Here is an 18,622-nt window from a genome sequence, read left to right on the forward strand (position 1 = left end):
CAACGTTGCCCGTCACCGGCAGCGGATGCGTACTTTACGGTTTTCATCCGGCCCCTGCAAGGGGCGCTTGTAAAAAAGTTTCACGCCGGTGACGGGGCGGCGACAAAACGATGGCCGCCAAACTATCCACAGGCGCCGGAAGGCGGGCGCCTGTGGATAGAAACCCTGGCCCAGAAACGACAGCGCCCGCTCAAGGCGGGCGCTGTCACTTTCGCTTGAATGCTGTATTCAGCTGAGGGTCACCCGGGCATGGCGCTTCTTGCCCGCCTGGATCACGTAGCTCTTGCCCGTGTCGAGCATGAGATCCTTGGCCGCTACCTCGCCGTCGACTTTGACTCGGCCGTTGCCGAGCATGTCCTTGGCCTGGGCACTGTTGTTGGCCAACCCGGCTCGGTTGAGCACCGCGGCGATGGGGGCCTGGGCACTGCCTTCGAAATCGACTTCAACCTCGGGCAGGTCCTCTGGCAGCTCGCCCTCGGCCAGGCGATTGCCAGCCGACTTGTGGGCATTGGTCGCAGCCTCTTCGCCGTGATAGCGCCCGATCAGCTCACGCGCAAGGACCATCTTGACGTCGCGCGGGTTGGCACCGGCCTCGACGTCACGCTTGAGCGTTTCGATCTCCTCGTTCGACTTAAGCGAGAGCAGCTCGAAGTAGCGCCACATCAGGCTGTCAGGCATGGAGACGAGCTTGTTGAACATCGCACCCGGGGCCTCATCCACACCGACGTAGTTGCCCAGCGATTTGGACATCTTCTGCACGCCGTCGAGACCTTCGAGCAGCGGCATGGTGATGACCACCTGAGGCTCCATGCCGAAGTGCTTCTGTATCTCACGACCCATCAGCAGGTTGAACTTCTGGTCGGTGCCGCCCATCTCGATGTCGGCTTCGAGGGCCACGGAGTCGTAGCCCTGCACCAGGGGGTAAAGGAATTCATGAATGGAGATCGGCTGACCGGACTTGTAGCGCTTATCGAAGTCGTCGCGCTCGAGCATTCGTGCCACGGTACTCTGCGCCGCCAGCTCGATCATCTTGGCCGCCGTGAGTTCGCCGAACCACTCGGAGTTGAAGCGCACCTCGGTCTTGTCGGGATCGAGGATCTTGAACACCTGCTCCTTGTAGGTCTGGGCGTTGGCGCGAACTTCCTCTTCGGTGAGCGGCTTGCGAGTGACGTTCTTACCGGTGGGGTCGCCGATACGCCCGGTGAAGTCGCCAATCAGGAAGATGATCTGGTGGCCCAGATCCTGGAACTGGCGCATCTTGGTCAGCAGCACGCTGTGGCCGAGGTGCAGGTCGGGAGCCGTGGGGTCGAAACCCGCCTTGATGCGCAGCTTACGGCCGGACTCGAGCTTCTTGACCAGCTCGTCCTCCAGCAGGATCTCCTGGGTGCCTCGCTTGAGCAGCGCCAGCGCGCTCGCGACGTCGGTCATCTTCTCCCACTCCAAATACGTTGTTCGCCCGTGCGGGCAAGGTCCATTAAATGGGGCACGATGTTAGCATGACTTAACGCCGTGCGGGGCGACCACGTTAGGGAGAGAAGAGATGGCACTATTCGTGGGCTTGATGTCCGGCACCAGCCTGGACGGCATCGATGCCGCGCTGGTCGAAATCGACACGGCCGGAAGCGCGCAGTTACTGGGCACATATGCGCAGGCGATGCCCGACACGCTACGCGAGCAGCTGTTGCAGTTATGCCAGGCCGAACGCCCTGCCTTTGCCGAGCTTGCCGGCGCCGAGGACGCCTTCTGCCGTCTCCAGGCCACTGCCGTTCAGCAACTGCTCGAAGACAACGGCGTCACCGCAAAGCAGATTACCGCAGTCGGTAGCCACGGCCAGACCATCGAGCACGCGCCTTGGGGCCACGCCGGTGGGCCCGCGTATACACTCCAGCTCGACAACCCGAGCCTGCTGGCGGAGCTGTGCGGTTGTACGGTAGTGGCCGACTTCCGTCGCCGCGACCTGGCCGCCGGTGGTCAGGCCGCCCCGTTGGCGCCGGCCTTTCACGAAGCGCTGTTCCGCCGGGCTGGGGAGTGGCAACTGGTGCTCAACCTGGGCGGTTTCGCCAATTTGACCCTGTTGCCGCCAGCGCAAAGCGAGGCTGAGGTCATCGGCTTCGATACCGGCCCGGCCAATGCCCTGCTGGACGCCTGGCACGCCCGCCATCGTGGCGGCCGCTTCGACCCTGACGGCGCCTGGGCGGCTTCAGGCAAGGTGGACGACGCCTTGCTCGAACGCTTGTTGGGCGAGCCGTTTTTCCACCGCCCGCCGCCACGCAGCACCGGTCGCGAAGTTTTTCACCTCGGCTGGCTCGACGGGCATCTCACGGGAGAGGAGAAGCCCGCCGATGTACAGGCGACTCTAGCGGAATTGACCGCCACCAGCGTGGCGCTTGGCATCGAGATGGCGCGTGAGCTCGTCGCCGCTCCCGCGGCGTCGGCGCTGATCCCATGCGGTGGTGGCGCCCACAACCATGACCTGCTCGGTCGCTTGGCTCGCCATCTCCCCGAAACTCCCCTGATGGCCAGTAGCGATTGGGGCTGGCCGGCCGACTGGCTCGAGGCCGGCGCCTTCGCCTGGCTCGCCTGGCGTCGCCTGGAGGGGCTGCCCGGCAACCTGCCCAGCGTCACCGGCGCCGATGGCCCACGCATCCTCGGCGGCGTCTACTCTCCCTAAATTCCGCTCAACGCAGCGATTCGACCGTGCAGGCAATGATTCAGCGCTTACTAAAAATCGTCGTCATCGCGCAGCGATAGCCGCTGCGCGGACGCCTGCGCTTTCGCCAGCACGTCGCTCTTCTCGTCGCCGTACTTGATCATCATGCGCAGCTCATTGGCCGAATCGGCGTGGACCAGGGCTACTTCCTCGCTGATCTTGCCGGCCTTGAAGAGCTCGTAGAGCGCCTGGTCGAAGGTCTGCATGCCCTGGTCGCGGGAGCGAGCCATCACGTTCTTTATTTCCCCCACGTCGCCTTTGCGGATCAGGTCGGCGATCAGCGGCGTGCGCTGCAGTATCTCGATGGCCGGGCAGCGGCCGCCGTCACGGGTAGGCAGCAGCTGCTGGGCAACGATGGCATGCAGGTTGAGTGACAGGTCGAGCCAGATCTGCTCGTGGCGCTCATGGGGGAAGAAATGGATGATGCGGTCCAACGCCTGGTTGGCGTTGTTGGCATGCAGCGTCGCCAGACACAGGTGCCCCGTTTCGGCGAAGGTCAACGCATGCTCCATGGTTTCGCGGGTACGCACCTCACCGATCAGCACCACATCCGGCGCCTGACGCAGGGTGTTCTTCAGCGCCACCTCGAACGACTCGGTATCGATCCCCACCTCCCGCTGATTGATGATCGCCTTCTTGTGCGGATGCACGTACTCGATCGGGTCTTCGACGCTGATGATATGGCCGCCAACGGTCTCGTTGCGCTGCTGAATCATCGAGGCCAGCGTTGTCGACTTGCCAGTGCCGGTTCCGCCCACCACGAACACCAGGCCACGCTTGAGGTTGGCCAGTTCACCCAGTTGCGGCGGCAACGAGAGCTCCTCGAGATGAGGGATCTCGTAGGCGATGCGGCGAATGACCATCGCCAGTTGGTTGCGCTGCTGGAAGGCACTGACCCGGAAGCGTCCGCGCCCGCTGAGGCTCAGGGCAAAGTTGGCCTCGCGCTCCTGCAGGAAGCGCTCCTTGAGCCCCTCCGGCACCGCCACATTGACCAGCTCGCGCACCTGCTCCACCGAAAGGCGCTGGTCGCCCAGAGCCGTGAGCTTGCCGGCGGTCTTGATGGTGGGCGGCGCCTGCACCGAGATCAGCAGATCGGAAGCCTCCTGCTGGGCCATGATGTCGAGCAACTGCTCCAGCCATTCTTGCGCTTTCATCACCCCGTCCCCTTAACGTTATCCCAGGCAGCACTCAGCTCGTCAGCGCACTCTTGGCGCGCGCCTGGGCCTCGTCGCGATTGACCACGTTCTCCGCCACCAGCTTGGCCAGTGCCGCGTCGAGAGTCTGCATGCCGATATTGCCGCCGGTCTGGATGGCGGAGTAGATCTGCGCCACCTTGTCTTCGCGGATCAGATTCCGCACCGCCGCATTGGCGATCAATATCTCGTGGGCTGCCACTCGCCCACCGCTGCGCCGCTTGAGCAGCGTCTGGGAAATCACTGCCTGCAGCGACTCCGACAGCATCGAGCGCACCATGGCCTTCTCCTCGCCGGGGAAGACGTCAATGATACGGTCGATGGTCTTGGCGGCCGAAGTGGTGTGCAAAGTGCCGAATACAAGGTGCCCGGTTTCGGCGGCGGTAAGCGCCAGCCGGATGGTTTCCAGGTCGCGCATTTCTCCGACCAGAATCACGTCAGGGTCTTCACGCAGAGCACTGCGCAGCGCCTGGGCGAAGCCATGGGTGTCGCGATGCACCTCGCGCTGGTTGATCAGACAGCGCTTGCTGCGGTGCACGAATTCCACCGGATCCTCGATGGTGAGAATATGGTCATAACGGTGATCGTTGATATAGTCGATCATGGCAGCAAGGGTCGTGCTCTTGCCCGAGCCGGTAGGGCCGGTGACCAGCACCAGTCCGCGCGGGAGAAGCGCCAGCCGACGGAAGACATCGCCGAGCCCCAGGTCCTCCATGGTCAACACTTCACTGGGGATGGTACGGAAAACGGCACCGGCGCCACGCGCCTGGTTGAAGGCGTTGACGCGAAAACGCGCCACACCTGGAATCTCGAAGGAGAAGTCGGTCTCGAAGAACTCCTCGTAGTCACGACGCTGCCGATCGCCCATGATGTCGTAGATCAGCTTGCGAACTTCCTTGTCCTCCATCGCCGGCACATTGAGACGACGAATGTCGCCATCGACGCGAATCATCGGCGGCAGGCCGGCCGACAGATGCAGGTCGGAAGCGTTCTGCTTTGCCGAGAACGCCAGCAGTTCGGTAATATCCATGCGGTTCCCCTGCTCCCCGATTAAGGTTCCAGCGAGTATGACAGACCTTGCGGACATGAAGGACTTCATGTGGCCGAGATGACGGATACCATGCTTTCCGAGTCGTTGACCAGTGCACGCCGGCGTTTGGCCGATGCCCTGGCGGCAGCCGGGCGAGCGCCCGATGCAGCCCAACTGCTGGCGGTCAGCAAGACCAAGCCGGCCGGCATGATCCGCGAGGCCTGGCAGCTGGGCCAGCGTGAGTTCGGCGAGAACTATGTGCAGGAGGCGCTGGAAAAACAGGCCGAACTTGCCGACCTGGCGGACATCGTGTGGCACTTCATCGGTCCACTGCAGGGGAACAAGACCCGCGCCGTAGCCGAGCACTTCGATTGGGTCCACAGCGTCGACCGCGAGAAAATCGCCCGACGGCTCAACGACCAGCGTTCTGAGGAGCTGGGGCCTCTCGAGGTCTGTCTGCAGGTGAATATCAGCGATGAGGAGAGCAAGTCGGGCATTGCCGTGGACGAACTACACGATCTGGCGCAAGCGGTGCTTGCCATGCCCAGGCTACGGCTGCGCGGCCTGATGGCCATTCCGGCCCCGGCCGCGACCCTGGCGGAGCAGCGAGCCCCCTTGGCTCGACTGCGCCAGGCGCTGGAAGCGCTGCAGGAACGCTTCCCCGAGGCGCCGCTGGATACCCTGTCGATGGGGATGAGCGATGACCTGGAAGCCGCCGTGCACGAGGGGGCCACCCTGGTGAGATTGGGTACGGCCATCTTTGGCGCAAGGAACAATTCGCCTCGCTGAACGAGGCACTCGCACCGGCTTCGCGCCGGTTGCACCATGACGGAAGAAGGACAGAGCGTAATGGCCAGCAGAGTCACCTTCATTGGCGCCGGCAACATGGCCAGCGCAATCATCGGCGGCATGATCGATAACGGCCACCCGGCCAACGCCATCACTGCCACCTCGCCCAGCGATGCCTTCCTGGCACCGGTTCACGAGCGCTTCGGTATCCGCACCAATACCGATAACGTCGCAGCGGTACGCGAGGCGGATATCGTGGTACTGGCGGTTAAACCGCAAGTGATGCGCGAGGTCTGTGAGGGGTTACGCGATACCCTCCAGCGCCAGCGACCCTTGATCATTTCCGTGGCAGCCGGGCTCTCCGCCGAGTCGCTGCAGGAGTGGATGGGCGGTGGCCTGCCGCTGATACGCTGCATGCCCAACACACCCTCGCTAGTCGGCGCCGGCGCCGCCGGGCTGTACGCCACGGCCGAAGTGAGCAGTGAACAGCGCGCCCAGGCCACTGAGCTGCTCGAAGCCGTAGGTATCGTCGAATGGGTCGATCAGGAAGCCCTGCTGGATGCCGTGACCGCCGTATCCGGCAGCGGCCCGGCTTACTTCTTCCTGATGCTCGAAGCCATGGAGGAGGCTGGCACCAAGCTTGGCCTGCCGACCGAGACGGCTCGCCGACTGGCCATCCAGACGGCACTCGGCGCGGCCAGCATGGCAAAGCAGAGTGAGCTGACCCCGGATCGGCTCAAGCGCAACGTGATGTCGCCTGGCGGTACCACGGAGCGCGCCGTGGAACATATGGAACAGGCCGGCTTGCGCGGCATCCTGACCGATGCCATGGATGCCTGCGTTGCCCGTGCCCGGGAAATGTCCGAGGAACTGGGCAAGCGATAGTCTTTCCGGTCGCCCGCGCCAAGCGGCAATGGCCATCTTGACGATATGGAGGAGCCCACATGGGCCAGATGGGAAATGCCGGCCTGCTGCTGGTGAACACCCTGATCAACATCTACCTGTTCCTGATGATGCTGCGTTTCCTGCTGCAGGCATCCCAGGCCGACTACTACAATCCGATCAGCCAGTCGGTGGTGAAGATCACCCAGCCGGTGGTGCGGCCCTTCCAGGCCTTCCTCGGCCCGGTCATGGGGCGCTTCGACCTGGCCACCCTGGCCGCCGCCTTCGTCCTCAAGGCGGTCAGTATCGTGGTGATTCTGCAGATCGCCGGTATCGGCATGCCGCCGATCACTCAGGTGGCGATCGGTGCCCTGGCGGCAATCGCCAACGCCATTCTCAAGATCTATTTCTTCGCCCTGATCGTGATGATCATCCTGAGCTGGGTCGCGCCCAATGCCAGCCATCCCGGGGCACTGCTCGTCATGCAGCTGGTGGAGCCGATCATGGCGCCGGTACGCAAGGTCATACCGCCGCTCGGCATGATCGATCTGTCACCGATCGTGGTCTTCATCGGTATCAGCATCATCGATGGTATCGTGGTGGGCGCGCTGACTCGAGCCGCCGGTGTCGCCGGCGCCCTGGTGGGAATGTGAGCCCCTGTCCGTGAGTGACGGACCTCAACGACTGGACATAGAACGACAAAATGCTCGAGTTTCCCGAAGACTCGGTCGGCCTGGTGACGCCTCAGACGGCGCACTTCGACGACCCCCTGGCCCTGGCCTGCGGCAGAACGCTGCCGGCCTACGATCTCATCTACGAGACCTACGGCACGCTCAATGCCGAGCGCTCCAATGCGGTGCTGATCTGCCACGCCCTGTCGGGACATCATCATGCCGCCGGCTACCATGAGCATGACGAACGCAAGCCCGGCTGGTGGGATGCACATATCGGTCCGGGCAAGTCCATCGACACCAATCGCTTCTTCGTGGTGTCGCTGAACAACCTGGGCGGCTGTCATGGCAGCACCGGGCCGATCAGCGAGAATCCCGCTACCGGGCGGCTGTGGGGGCCCGACTTTCCCATGGTCACGGTGAGCGACTGGGTGCACAGCCAGGCACGCCTGGCCGAGCGCCTGGGTATCGAGCGTTTTGCCGCGGTGATCGGCGGTAGCCTCGGTGGCATGCAGGTGCTGCAGTGGACCCGGATCTATCCCGAGCGGGTCGCCAACGCGGTGATCATCGCCGCCACGCCCAAGCTCTCGGCACAGAATATCGCCTTCAACGAGGTGGCACGTCAGGCGATACGCTCCGACCCGGACTTCCACGACGGCTGGTATGCCGAACATGGCACCGTGCCGCGCCGCGGACTCAAACTGGCGCGCATGGTGGGGCATATCACCTACCTCTCGGAAGATGCCATGGGCAGCAAGTTCGGTCGCGACCTGCGCAGTGAAGATTTGAACTTCGGCTATGACGTGGAGTTTCAGGTCGAGTCCTACCTGCGTTACCAGGGCGATACCTTTTCCACTGCCTTTGATGCCAATACCTATCTGCTCATGACCAAGGCGCTGGACTACTTCGACCCGGCGGCGGAGCACGGCGGCGTGCTTGCCGATGCCGTCGCTCCCGGGCAGTGCCCCTTCCTGGTGGTGAGTTTCACCAGCGACTGGCGCTTTCCACCGTCGCGCTCTCGCGAGCTGGCCAACGCGCTGATACGCGCCGGCAAGCAGGTGAGCTACGTCAACATCGACTCGCCCCATGGCCACGACGCCTTCCTGTTGCCGGAGCCGCGCTATCAGGCGGTGTTCGCTGCGTTCATGTCCCGCGCCGCTCGCGAGCTGGGCCTGGAGGAAGCGGCATGATGCGCGCCGACCTGAAGCTGATTCACCGTTGGGTGCCCGAGGGCGCGCACATCCTAGACCTGGCATGTGGCGACGGGACCCTGCTCGAAGCCCTGGCCCGCGACAAGGGCGTCACCGGTTACGGCCTGGAGATCGATCCGGCCGGCATCACGGCGTGCATTGCCAAGGGGGTCAATGTCATCGAGCAGAACCTCGACGAGGGCCTGGTCCACTTCGAGGACGACACTTACGACCTGGTGGTCATGACACAGGCCTTGCAAGCCCTGCGTCGCCCCGACCGCATGCTCGACGAAATGCTACGAGTGGCCGATGAGTGCATCATCACCTTTCCCAACTTCGCCTACTGGCGTCATCGGGTGCACCTTGGGATTCGCGGCTACATGCCGGTTTCCAAATCGCTGCCCTACGCCTGGTACGATACTCCCAACATTCATCTCTCGACCTTCAACGACTTCGAGCACTTGTGCCGTGAGAAGGGCCTACTCATCACCGATCGTGCCGTTGGCATCGGCGATCACGAAGGACACTGGGCCACGCGGCTATGGCCCAACCTGTTTGGCGAAATCGCCATCTTTCGTGTCGAACGCCAGAGCCGCCGCAAATGAGCGAGACGCAGGCCCCGGCATCCGGGGCCTGAAATATCGCGCCATGCCACAAGGTGCAAGCCCCTACATCGAGGAGAGCGCCATGCTGAACACACGCCCCCTGCCCCTGCGCCAATGGGTCGCCGTCCTGCTACTGGGGCTTGGCATGATCTTCTTGCCAGCCCATGCCCAGCAGTACGAGCAGGTTGGCGATTACCAGCTTCATTACAGTGCGGTGAGCACCAGCTTCCTGCCTCAGTCCGTGGCCGAGGCTCACGGTATTCAGCGCAGTCCGGCCATGGCACTGCTCAACGTCAGCGTACTGGAAGAGGTCGACGGCGAGCTGCGCCCGGTGAACGCTCCGGTCAGCGGTACCGTCGGCGAGGTTCAGGGCAGCGCCCGAACCGCTCTGGAGTTTCGCACCTTGCGCGAGGGCGATACCCAGTCGCAAATCGCGGTTTTTCGCATTCGTGACGACGAGCCCATGCACTTCACTATCGAAGTGCGCTATGACCGCAACCTGGAGCCTGCCGAGGTGAACTTCATCCAGCGCTTCCATATCGACCGCTGATACGCATGCCAGCTCCCCTTGCCCGTCTCGAACAGTTCGACACCAGGTCATCGCGTGGCGCGACACTTGCCGATGGCCGCAAGGTATTCCTGGTGTGCGTTCACGGAAAAGTCAGCGCCTTCATCAACCGCTGCCCCCACCAGGGCGTGCCGCTGAACCTGCCGGACGGCGACTTCCTGGAGCCGGGGGGTGAACTGATCCAGTGCGGCATGCATGGCGCACTGTTCCTGCCGGAGAGCGGCGAGTGCGTGTTCGGCCCTTGCCAGGGTCGCTTCCTGGAACCGGTGGCGCTTTCAATCGACGCCGAGGGCAACATTGACTTGGCGAGTGAATGATACCGGCAGCCGCTCCCCCAGCGTGACCGACACCGGCCGCCCAGCATGCCAGCCGAAGTCGCAGCCATAGGCCAGCACCTCGACACCGCGTGCCGCCACAGCCTTCAGCGTGGCGGTGTAGCGGGGGTCGAGATGAGCCGCTGGCGCCACGTCGCCAATGCCGGTGTGTGCCACGCAGAAAAGCAGCACGGCGCGCTGCCCCTGCTCCGCCAACACGGACAGCGCCTCCAGATGCTTGCGCCCGCGCTCACTCACCGCATCGGGAAAGTAGCCGTGGCCATCGCTCTCCTTGAGCGTCACCTGCTTGACCTCGACGAAGGCCGTTCCACGCACGGGGTCGTCGAGGCGAAAATCGAGCCGCGCGCCCGCTACTTTGGCCTCGCGCTTGAGCGTCGCATACTCGTCTAGCCCCGCCACTCGCCCCACCCTCAGCGCTTCCTCGACGATGCGATTGGTGCGCCCGGTATGCACCGAGGCCAGCGCCACGCTGCCGTCGGGCTGGGGCAGCTCGATCAGCTCCCAGGTCCATGCCAGCTTGCGCGCCGGGTTGTCGCTCGGCGACAGCCATACCCGGCAGCCGGGTACGTTGACCGCCCGCATCGAACCGGTGTTGGGGCAGTGCGCCAGCACTTCGCGTCCATCGTCGAGGCGCACGTCGGCCAGGAACCGTTTGTAGCGACGCAGCAGTATGCCCGGCACCAGGGTGGGGTAGTCCACGTTTCGCTCCCTACTGCCGCGCCAGAAAGCGCTCGAGCCGGCTTACCGCCTCTTCCAGACGCGCGATGCCGGTGGTGAAGGCGATACGCACGTGGTGCTCACCCCCTGTCACCGCGAAATCCATCCCGGGCGTGATGGCGACATTCTCCTCCTCGAGCAGTCGCCAGCAGAAGGCTTGGCTGTCGCGGCTGTAGCGGGAGATGTCGAGCCACAGGTAGAAGGCGCCCTGAGGCGGCAACGACGGTGCCAGTCCCAAGCGAGCGAGCCCGGCCAGCAGTGCATCGCGGCGACGGCCGAGCTCGACCCGGCGGCTCTCGAGCAGGTCTCGGCACTCGGGAGTGAAAGCGGCAAGTGCCGCATGCTGGGCCGGGGTGGGCGCGGCGAGAAAGACGTTCTGTGCCAGCCGGGTCAGCGGTTCCACGGCCGCCTCCGGCGCCAGCAGCCAGCCCAGACGCCAGCCGGTCATCCCAAAATACTTTGAGAAGCTGTTGACCACGAACACATCCGGGGTGAGCGCAGCCACCGACAACGGCGCGATGTCGTAGCTCAGCCCCTGGTAGATCTCATCCACCAGCAGATGTCCTCCTCTTGCCGATACGCTGTCGGCCACCGCTTTCAGCTGTGCCGAATCGAGCATGTGCCCGGTGGGGTTCGAAGGCGTGGCAAGCATCGCCAGACGCGTGGCCTCTCGCCAGTGTCGTTCGACCAACCCGGCGTCGAGCTGCCAGCCACTCTCCAGACCGACGGGAACGGTGTCCACCTCGGCGCCTGCGAGCGCCATGAAGTGGCGGTTGCAGGGATAGTTGGGATCGGCCATCAGGACGCGATCGCCTGGGCCGACCAGGAGCTGGCTGGCCAGCAGCAGGGCACCTGAAGCTCCCGGGGTGACCAGAATGCGCTTCGGGTCGACATGGGCACCGAAGTGCTCACGGTAATGGCCGGCAATCGCCTCACGTAGCGCCGGCAGCCCCGCCGCAGGGCTGTAGCGGGTATGCCCTGCCGCCAGCGCCGCGCAGCCTGCCGTCACTACCGGCTCGGGAGTGGGAAAGTCGGGCTCGCCCACCTCGAGATGGATGACGTCATGGCCTGCCGCTTCGCGTGCCTGGGCGGCCTCCAGCAGACTCATCACCCGAAAGGACGCGACACGATCAACGCGAGAATTCCATGACATGACGAACTCCTGAAACACAAGATAGATGACCGGCGAAGGGCACTTTTTCCGTCTCTGCGGTCAAAAAACCATACCATTGATTTGACTCACCGGGAGGCACCGGCCGTTTCGCTCAGGTATTGCAAAGTTTGCAAAATTCCGATAAACAAGCATGCCTTTGGCGTGAGATACCTTGCACCACGTTGCGGCGGGTATTGATCAGCAGTCACTCAAGCAATGAGGCAGACCCATGCCAGTAGCAGACAAGAAAGCGGAAGCGCCCAAAAAATTCACCCCGTACGAGTCAGCGCCGGGTGAAGAGTATATGAACGAGCAGCAGCTTGAGCACTTCCGACAGATCCTGCTGGGCTGGAAACAGGAGCTCATGGAAGAAGTGGATCGCACGGTACGCCACCTGCAGGAAGAGGCGAACAACTACGCCGACCCTGCGGACCGGGCTACCCAGGAAGAGGGGTTCAGCCTGGAGCTGCGCACCCGCGACCGCGAGCGCAAACTGCTCAAGAAAATCAATGAAACGCTCGAGAAGATCGACGAAGACGACTACGGCTTCTGTGAGGCATGTGGCGTCGAGATCGGTATTCGTCGCCTGGAGGCACGCCCCACTGCGACCCTGTGCGTCGACTGCAAGACCCTGGCAGAACTCAAGGAAAAGCAGCTCGGCGGCTGAGGCCTCTCAGCAGTGGCGGCCAAGTCACCCCGCAACGGGCACCTCTGGGTGCCCGTTCGCATGTCGGCCACCGAGCCCGGGAGCGCGCCATGACAGGCTACCGCGGTCGCTTCGCGCCAACGCCTTCGGGAGCCCTGCACTTCGGCTCGCTGATCGCCGCCTTGGCCAGCTTTCTCGATGCTCGCCGGGCCGAAGGCGAATGGCTGCTGCGTATCGAAGACATCGACCCGCCGCGCTGCCCGGCGGGGGCAGCCGACACCATCCTGCGCCAGCTCGAGGCCTTCGGCCTGCACTGGGATGGCCCAGTGCTGTGGCAGCAGGGACGCGATGCGGCCTACGCCGCCGCACTGGATACGCTCCAGGCCCTGGGCCTGGCCTACCCTTGCAGCTGCTCACGCAAGCAGTGGCGGGAATATCCGATCTATCCCGGCTGGTGCCGCGAAGGGCTGCGTGAACCGGGCAAACCAGTCGCCTGGCGGCTGCGCAGCGATCTCGGCCTGCGCCCTGTGGTATGGCAGGACCGGCTGTTCGGCGAGCAGCGCTTCGACCCGGCAGCCCTCGGCGACGTGGTACTCAAACGCAAAGACGGCCTGTGGGCCTATCAGATCGCTGTGGTGGTCGACGATGCCGAGCAAGGCATCAGTGACGTGGTCAGGGGCTACGACCTGCTCGACAACACGCCCTGGCAGCGCCAATTGCAGCATGCCCTGAGACTGCCGGAGCCACGCTATCTGCATCTGCCCCTGATCATCAATCGCGATGGCCAGAAGCTGTCCAAGCAGAACCTGGCCCCGGCACTGCCATGCGATGATCGCGCCGTGCGCCCCGTGCTCCATCGCGCCTTGGTGGCGCTCGATCAGGCACCCCCCGACGAGCTGCAGCTGGCACCTGTGAATGAGCAATTGGCCTGGGCCACAGACCGCTGGGAACCGAACGGAATCCGCCCCGAGGCCCATCGCCGGGAGTGAGGAGCGCCCATGTACGTCTATCGCATCATGCTGTTTCTGGTTTTCGGCGGCTACCTGCTGTCGCCGCTGCTGATGAGCGGCTGGTCGAGCCCCGGCGTCGCCTGGTACCGCCCGTTCGCCATCTGGGGGGTACTGATCGCCCTGACGCTGTGGCTGGAGCAGAAGAGGAAGCTCGATGAACGCTAGCCTGGCCAGCGTCTTCGCTCTCGGCGCCGGCTTCCTGATGCTGATGTTCCTCTGCGCCCTGGCGGTGGAGCGAGGCTGGGTCAGCCGCCGCGTGACCCGGCACCCAGCCGTCTACACGCTGGCGCTTGGTGTCTATGCCAGCGCCTGGGCGATCTACGGCAGCCTGGAGCTGGCTGCCAGCTCTGGCTACGGCTTTCTCGCCTACTACCTGGGCGTAGCGGGAGCCTTCCTGCTGGCCCCGGTATTGCTGGTTCCCATCCAGCGCATGACCCGCACCCACCAGCTCTCCTCACTGGCCGACCTGTTCGCCTTTCGCTTCCGCTCGCGCTGGGTCGGTACCATGATCACCGTGATCAGCCTGCTGGCGGTCATGCCTCTGCTGGCGCTTCAGATCCAGACGCTGGGCGATGCCATCTCGCTGATGACCGGCACCGCCTCGCCGGCGCTACTGGCCTTGGCTCTGTGCGTGCTGATCGCACTGTTCGCGATGATCTTCGGCACGCGCCATGGCAAGGGGTCGGCCCGGCACGACACCCTGTTGGCGGTAATAGCCCTGACGTCGGTGGTGAAGCTGGTGGCCATGCTGGCGCTGGGAGCCATCGCTCTGTTCGTCATTTTCGACGGTCCCGCAGACCTGCAGACCTGGCTCGACGGCCCTGGCCAGGTCTACCAGGCAAGCGTCGTGCAGCCGGATGCCGCTCACTGGCGCACCCTGCTGCTGCTGTTCTTTGCCGCCGCCCTGCTGATGCCGCATATTTTCCACATCACCTTCGCCGAGACCCTGTCACGGCATACGCTGCTGCAAGCGAGCTGGTCGCTACCGCTGTTTCTCCTGCTGATGGCGATTCCGGTGCCGCTGATACTCTGGGCGGGGCAACGCCTGGGTAGCCACGATGTCGTGGGCGCCGCCTATGTGGCGTTCGGGCTTTCCGATGCGTTCTGGGTCCAGGCCCTGGCCTTTCTCGCTGGACTTGCCGCCACCAGCGGCACCATGGTGATCATCGCCATGGCGCTTTCCGGCATGATCCTCAACCACATGTTGCTGGTGGCCCATCCGCCCGAGGCTCAGCCCAACCTCTATCGCTGGCTGCGCTGGTTGCGCCGGGGGCTGATGGCCGCCGTCATCCTGAGTGGCTGGCTGTTCTATCGTACGGTTGGCGTCAATCACGATCTCACCACCCTGGCACTGGCGGCTTTCGTCGGCATGAGCCAGTGCCTGCCGGGCCTGCTGGCGCTGCTCTACTGGCCGGGGGCCAACCGCAAGGGCATGGTCTCGGGCCTGGTGGTCGGCGTGCTGATCTGGCTCGCCGGCCTGTGGTTGCCGCTGCTGACCGGCCTGCCCACCTTGATTCTTATCCCGCCAGGGCTGGAGCTTCTCGCCGGCGAGCCCGACTGGTACGTGGTAACGCTGGTTTCACTGGCGCTCAACGTGCTCGTCTTCATCATCGTTTCGCTGGCCACGCGAACCTCCGAGGGCGAGCGCGCCGCCGCCGAGGCATGCTCGGTGGATGCGGTTATCCGACCCAAGCGCCTGCCGCTGGTCGCCACCACGGGCGAGGAGTTCAAGCAGCCGCTGGCCCAGGTGCTGGGCGAGGAAGTAGCCCAGCGTGAAGTCGAGCGCGCCCTCACCGATCTCGGCATGTCTCCTCTCGATGGGCGCCCCTACGCCCTGCGCCGGCTGCGTGATCGCATCCAGGCCAATCTGTCCGGCTTGATGGGTCCCTCGGTGGCACAGGACATCGTCGACCGCTACCTGCCATACCGCCGCGGCGTCCAGGAACCCACGGACGACATCCATTTCGTCGAGAGCCGTCTCGAGGCCTACCGCTCGCGGCTCACCGGGCTGGCCCGCGAACTCGACGGCCTGCGCCGTTATCATCGCCGCATCCTGACTCGGCTGCCGGTGGGGCTGTGTGCCTTCGGCGTCGACGATGAGCTGCTGATGTGGAACGACGCCTTGGCCGAACTGTCCGGTATCGACGGCGGCAGCGTCGTGGGGGCGCGTCGCGATGGCCTGCCGGCCCCCTGGGCCGAACTGCTTGGCCGGGCCCTGGTCGAGCCCAAGGAGCGTCTCTACAAGCGCCAGGTCGAACTCAAGGGCAGCACACGCTACCTGACCTTTCATCGCGCCGAACTGCAGGCCGACGACGATGTGCGCGGCGGGGTCGTGATCCTGATCGAGGATCACAGTGAGATGAAGTGGCTAGAGGACGAACTGATGCATGCCGCGCGACTGGCCTCGATCGGCCAGTTGGCGGCAGGCGTGGCCCACGAGATCGGCAACCCGGTAACCGGCATTTCCTCGCTGGCCCAGAACTTGCGCTATGACACCGACGACCCCGAGGTGCTGGAAACCGCGCGCCAGATCCAGCAGCTGACCGATCGCATCTCGCGTATCGTCAACTCGCTGGTGGGCTTCGCTCACAGCGGCAGGCACGTCAAGGACACGCACATGGTCCCGGTGGCCATCGCTGCCATCACCGATGAGGCGCTGCACTTGATCCAACTGGCACGCTCGGGCGAGGATGTCCGTTACCGTAATCGTTGCCCAGTCGAACTGACGGTGCTCGGTGATGCCCAACGACTACAGCAGGTAATGATCAACCTGCTGAGCAATGCTCGCGATGCCAGCGAGCCGGGCGGAGAGGTCGTCATCGACGCCGAGCCGGCGGGCGACATGCTCAAGATCACCGTCACCGACGAGGGACATGGGCTCGACGACCGCGTGCGCGAGCATCTCTTCGAGCCCTTCACCACGACCAAGCCGCCTGGCGAAGGCACGGGCCTCGGCCTGCCGCTGGTCTACGGCATCGTTGCCGAACACCATGGCAGGATCGAAATCGAATCCCCGCCCCCTGGGCTGGAATGCGGCAGCCGCATCTGCCTGTGGCTGCCCACCGTACGAGAGGATGGTGAACATACCGATGAGCCGGATTCTGATCGTTGAAGACGAAGCCATCATTCGCACTGCGCTACGCAGGCTGCTGGAGCGCCATGACTACCAGATCAGCGAGGCCGGCAGCGTAGATGAGGCACTGGCGCTGGAGCCGCGCACCTTCGATCTGGTGATAAGCGATCTGCGCCTGCCCGGCGAGCCCGGCACCGACCTCATCGAGCACGCAGCACCGGCCCCGGTTCTGATCATGACCAGCTATGCCAGCATGCGTTCGGCGGTGGATTCGCTGAAACAGGGGGCCGTGGATTACGTGGCCAAGCCTTTCGATCATGACGAACTGCTGGAAACCGTGGCCCGCGTTCTTCACCAGCAGATGTCGCATCGCTCCACGCCGCCCGACATCACCGATGCCGGTGGTTCGCGCCAGCAAATGATCGGTGAATGCCCGGCAATGCAGGCCGTCTATACACGTATCCGCAAGACCGCTCCGGCCGATGTCACCGTGTTGATCCAGGGCGAGTCGGGGACCGGCAAGGAACTGGTGGCGCGAGCGATCCATCAGCAGAGCCAGCGCGCTCACGCTCCTCTCATCTGCGTCAACTGTGCGGCCATACCGGAAACGCTGATCGAGTCGGAGCTGTTCGGCCATGAGAAGGGCGCTTTTACCGGCGCCAGTGCCGCTCGTACAGGCCTGGTGGAAGCCGCCGATGGCGGCACGCTGTTTCTCGACGAGATCGGCGAGCTACCGCTGGACGCCCAGGCGCGCCTGCTGCGCGTGCTGCAGGAAGGTGAGATTCGCCGTATCGGCTCGGTGGAGACCCGCCATGTCGACGTGCGCTTGATCGCCGCGACCCATCGTGACCTGCGTGCGCTGTCGAAGACCGGCGAGTTTCGCCTCGACCTGTATTACCGGCTCAACGTAATGCAGATCGACCTGCCCGCTCTACGCGAGCGCGAGGACGACATCCTGTTGATTGCCGATGTCCTGCTGGAGAAGGCCTGTCGCCGCCACCATCGTGAAGGGCTGCGGCTGTCGCGAGCGGCGCGGCGCGAGATACACGACTATCCCTGGCCCGGCAACGTGCGGGAACTGGAGAATGCCCTCGAGCGTGGCGTGATCCTCGCCGAAGGCCACCTGATTCATCCCGACGACCTGGGCCTCAGGCCAGGCAGGACACCGACGCCCCGCAACGGTGTCGAGCCAAAGCCGGCACCCAGCCCCATCGAAAGCGAAGAGTCGAGTACCGAAGAGGACCTGTCGCTGGAGGACTATTTCCAGCATTTCGTGCTCGAGCACCAGGATCACATGAGCGAGACGGAGCTCGCCCAGAAGCTGGGGATCAGCCGCAAGTGTCTGTGGGAACGCCGCCAGCGCCTGGGGATCCCGCGCAAGAAGCAGACCCGGCGCAGCAGTGCATGAAAAACGCGTGAGCTCTAAGACTAATGTCCAAGCGCCTTCGACGAGCGGTCGAAGGCGCTTTTTTATGCCCAGCCAGTCAATTCTGCACCAGGTGTTACCTTCCCACCCAGAACTTGCCCCGACTTGGCGCAAGTCGGGTAACACATTCGTCTTTCCTCGCTGGGGCGCATTCGGAGCGAAACAGCAGGTGACTGTTTTTCATGGAATTAAAGAGCCTTGGCACATGCCGTGCAACATTCATGACAAGAAAAACAACATCCGGCTGTCACCCGAGCCAACAACAAGAACAAGGCATTGGAGAGACAGGGCCTGCGCCAACAACAATAACGGCAGGCTGTGAAGAGGATGCGGCTAGGGGCCACAACAACAAGATGCCCCGGAGAGAGCCGCCCTTCGCTACGAGTGCAACAACAACAAGACATGAGCGAAGCACCGGATCCATCAGGACGCGACGCGCCAACCCCGGCCCAGAACAACGACAACGGCCGCAAGAGCGCACCTTCGGCAACAATATCAACAAGCCGAAGGGTGGCATATCTCCTATGCCGTCGTGGTTGGATTATTGTTTTGAATACGAGGCGGTCGCAACCAGGAACGTCAACAATCACAACAACATTGTTGCCTGTGAATCTTGGTGACTGT

At 63.9% G+C, this 18,622-nt stretch carries 19 protein-coding genes; 14 read left to right on the plus strand and 5 right to left on the minus strand.

All coding sequences use genetic code 11. The features are described from left to right. A partial coding sequence (locus AC2VNO_RS12015) for a hypothetical protein (RefSeq protein WP_486934340.1) occupies positions 1–219 on the plus strand: 219 nt, incomplete at its 5' end. Between the two features lie 9 nt (positions 220–228). Here the strand turns inward: AC2VNO_RS12015 and tyrS are convergent. Then, the gene (gene tyrS, locus AC2VNO_RS12020; RefSeq protein WP_486934341.1) at positions 229–1,428 is read right to left on the minus strand and encodes a tyrosine--tRNA ligase; all 1,200 of its coding nucleotides are present in this window, start codon (positions 1,426–1,428) and stop codon (positions 229–231) included. Positions 1,429–1,540: 112 nt separating this feature from the next. Between tyrS and AC2VNO_RS12025 the strand changes: the two genes are divergently transcribed. Further along, complete coding sequence (locus AC2VNO_RS12025; RefSeq protein ID WP_486934342.1) at positions 1,541–2,671, plus strand: anhydro-N-acetylmuramic acid kinase; 1,131 nt, start codon at positions 1,541–1,543, stop codon at positions 2,669–2,671. A 50-nt stretch (positions 2,672–2,721) separates the two neighbouring features. Here the strand turns inward: AC2VNO_RS12025 and AC2VNO_RS12030 are convergent, their stop codons facing one another. Further along, the gene (locus AC2VNO_RS12030; protein WP_486934343.1) at positions 2,722–3,864 is read right to left on the minus strand and encodes a PilT/PilU family type 4a pilus ATPase; all 1,143 of its coding nucleotides are present in this window, start codon (positions 3,862–3,864) and stop codon (positions 2,722–2,724) included. 34 nt (positions 3,865–3,898) lie between these two features. Beyond that, entirely contained in the window at positions 3,899–4,933 is a 1,035-nt protein-coding gene (locus AC2VNO_RS12035; RefSeq protein WP_228579168.1) for a type IV pilus twitching motility protein PilT, read from the minus strand. A gap of 78 nt (positions 4,934–5,011) precedes the next feature. On the opposite strand from AC2VNO_RS12035, the gene AC2VNO_RS12040 reads away from it, so the two are divergent. The 7 genes from AC2VNO_RS12040 (at position 5,012) to AC2VNO_RS12070 (ending at position 9,955) form a co-directional block, all read left to right on the plus strand. Beyond that, the gene (locus AC2VNO_RS12040; protein ID WP_486934371.1) at positions 5,012–5,722 is read left to right on the plus strand and encodes a YggS family pyridoxal phosphate-dependent enzyme; all 711 of its coding nucleotides are present in this window, start codon (positions 5,012–5,014) and stop codon (positions 5,720–5,722) included. A gap of 60 nt (positions 5,723–5,782) precedes the next feature. Then, a complete protein-coding gene (gene proC, locus AC2VNO_RS12045) occupies positions 5,783–6,607 on the plus strand; it encodes a pyrroline-5-carboxylate reductase (protein ID WP_486934344.1) in 825 nt (274 codons plus the stop codon). Positions 6,608–6,666: 59 nt separating this feature from the next. Further along, on the plus strand, positions 6,667–7,257 hold the full coding sequence (locus AC2VNO_RS12050; protein ID WP_486934345.1) for a YggT family protein: 591 nt from the start codon (positions 6,667–6,669) through the stop codon (positions 7,255–7,257). 50 nt (positions 7,258–7,307) lie between these two features. Continuing rightward, positions 7,308–8,465: a homoserine O-succinyltransferase MetX gene (gene metX, locus AC2VNO_RS12055; RefSeq protein WP_486934346.1), complete on the plus strand. Its 1,158-nt coding sequence runs from the start codon at positions 7,308–7,310 to the stop codon at positions 8,463–8,465. Then, positions 8,465–9,070: a methionine biosynthesis protein MetW gene (metW, locus tag AC2VNO_RS12060; protein WP_486934372.1), complete on the plus strand. Its 606-nt coding sequence runs from the start codon at positions 8,465–8,467 to the stop codon at positions 9,068–9,070. The genes metX and metW overlap by 1 nt, the downstream gene beginning before the upstream one ends. Before the next feature lie 82 nt (positions 9,071–9,152). Beyond that, positions 9,153–9,620 (plus strand): DUF4426 domain-containing protein, encoded by a 468-nt coding sequence (locus AC2VNO_RS12065; protein ID WP_486934347.1) that lies wholly within the window; start codon positions 9,153–9,155, stop codon positions 9,618–9,620. 5 nt (positions 9,621–9,625) lie between these two features. Beyond that, a complete protein-coding gene (locus AC2VNO_RS12070) occupies positions 9,626–9,955 on the plus strand; it encodes a Rieske (2Fe-2S) protein (protein ID WP_486934348.1) in 330 nt (109 codons plus the stop codon). On the opposite strand, the gene sfsA is transcribed toward AC2VNO_RS12070, so the two are convergent. Both sfsA and AC2VNO_RS12080 read right to left on the minus strand, forming a co-directional pair. Further along, on the minus strand, positions 9,914–10,672 hold the full coding sequence (sfsA, locus tag AC2VNO_RS12075) for a DNA/RNA nuclease SfsA (RefSeq protein ID WP_486934349.1): 759 nt from the start codon (positions 10,670–10,672) through the stop codon (positions 9,914–9,916). The genes AC2VNO_RS12070 and sfsA overlap by 42 nt on opposite strands. A gap of 10 nt (positions 10,673–10,682) precedes the next feature. Next, a complete protein-coding gene (locus tag AC2VNO_RS12080) occupies positions 10,683–11,843 on the minus strand; it encodes an aminotransferase class I/II-fold pyridoxal phosphate-dependent enzyme (protein WP_486934350.1) in 1,161 nt (386 codons plus the stop codon). A 229-nt stretch (positions 11,844–12,072) separates the two neighbouring features. On the opposite strand from AC2VNO_RS12080, the gene dksA reads away from it, so the two are divergent. The 5 genes from dksA to AC2VNO_RS12105 all read left to right on the plus strand — a co-directional run bounded on the left by dksA (position 12,073) and on the right by AC2VNO_RS12105 (position 17,980). After that, positions 12,073–12,510 (plus strand): RNA polymerase-binding protein DksA, encoded by a 438-nt coding sequence (gene dksA / locus AC2VNO_RS12085; RefSeq protein ID WP_228579175.1) that lies wholly within the window; start codon positions 12,073–12,075, stop codon positions 12,508–12,510. A gap of 89 nt (positions 12,511–12,599) precedes the next feature. After that, on the plus strand, positions 12,600–13,478 hold the full coding sequence (gluQRS, locus tag AC2VNO_RS12090) for a tRNA glutamyl-Q(34) synthetase GluQRS (RefSeq protein WP_486934351.1): 879 nt from the start codon (positions 12,600–12,602) through the stop codon (positions 13,476–13,478). Between the two features lie 9 nt (positions 13,479–13,487). Next, positions 13,488–13,664, plus strand: coding sequence for a hypothetical protein (locus AC2VNO_RS12095; RefSeq protein WP_197448823.1), 177 nt, complete (start codon positions 13,488–13,490; stop codon positions 13,662–13,664). Then, on the plus strand, positions 13,654–16,611 hold the full coding sequence (locus tag AC2VNO_RS12100; protein ID WP_486934352.1) for an ATP-binding protein: 2,958 nt from the start codon (positions 13,654–13,656) through the stop codon (positions 16,609–16,611). Before AC2VNO_RS12095 ends, AC2VNO_RS12100 begins: the two co-directional genes overlap by 11 nt. Then, entirely contained in the window at positions 16,589–17,980 is a 1,392-nt protein-coding gene (locus AC2VNO_RS12105) for a sigma-54-dependent transcriptional regulator (RefSeq protein WP_486934353.1), read from the plus strand. The genes AC2VNO_RS12100 and AC2VNO_RS12105 overlap by 23 nt, the downstream gene beginning before the upstream one ends. Positions 17,981–18,622: the final 642 nt, after the last annotated feature.

Source organism: Halomonas sp. TH-94, from assembly GCF_057473365.1.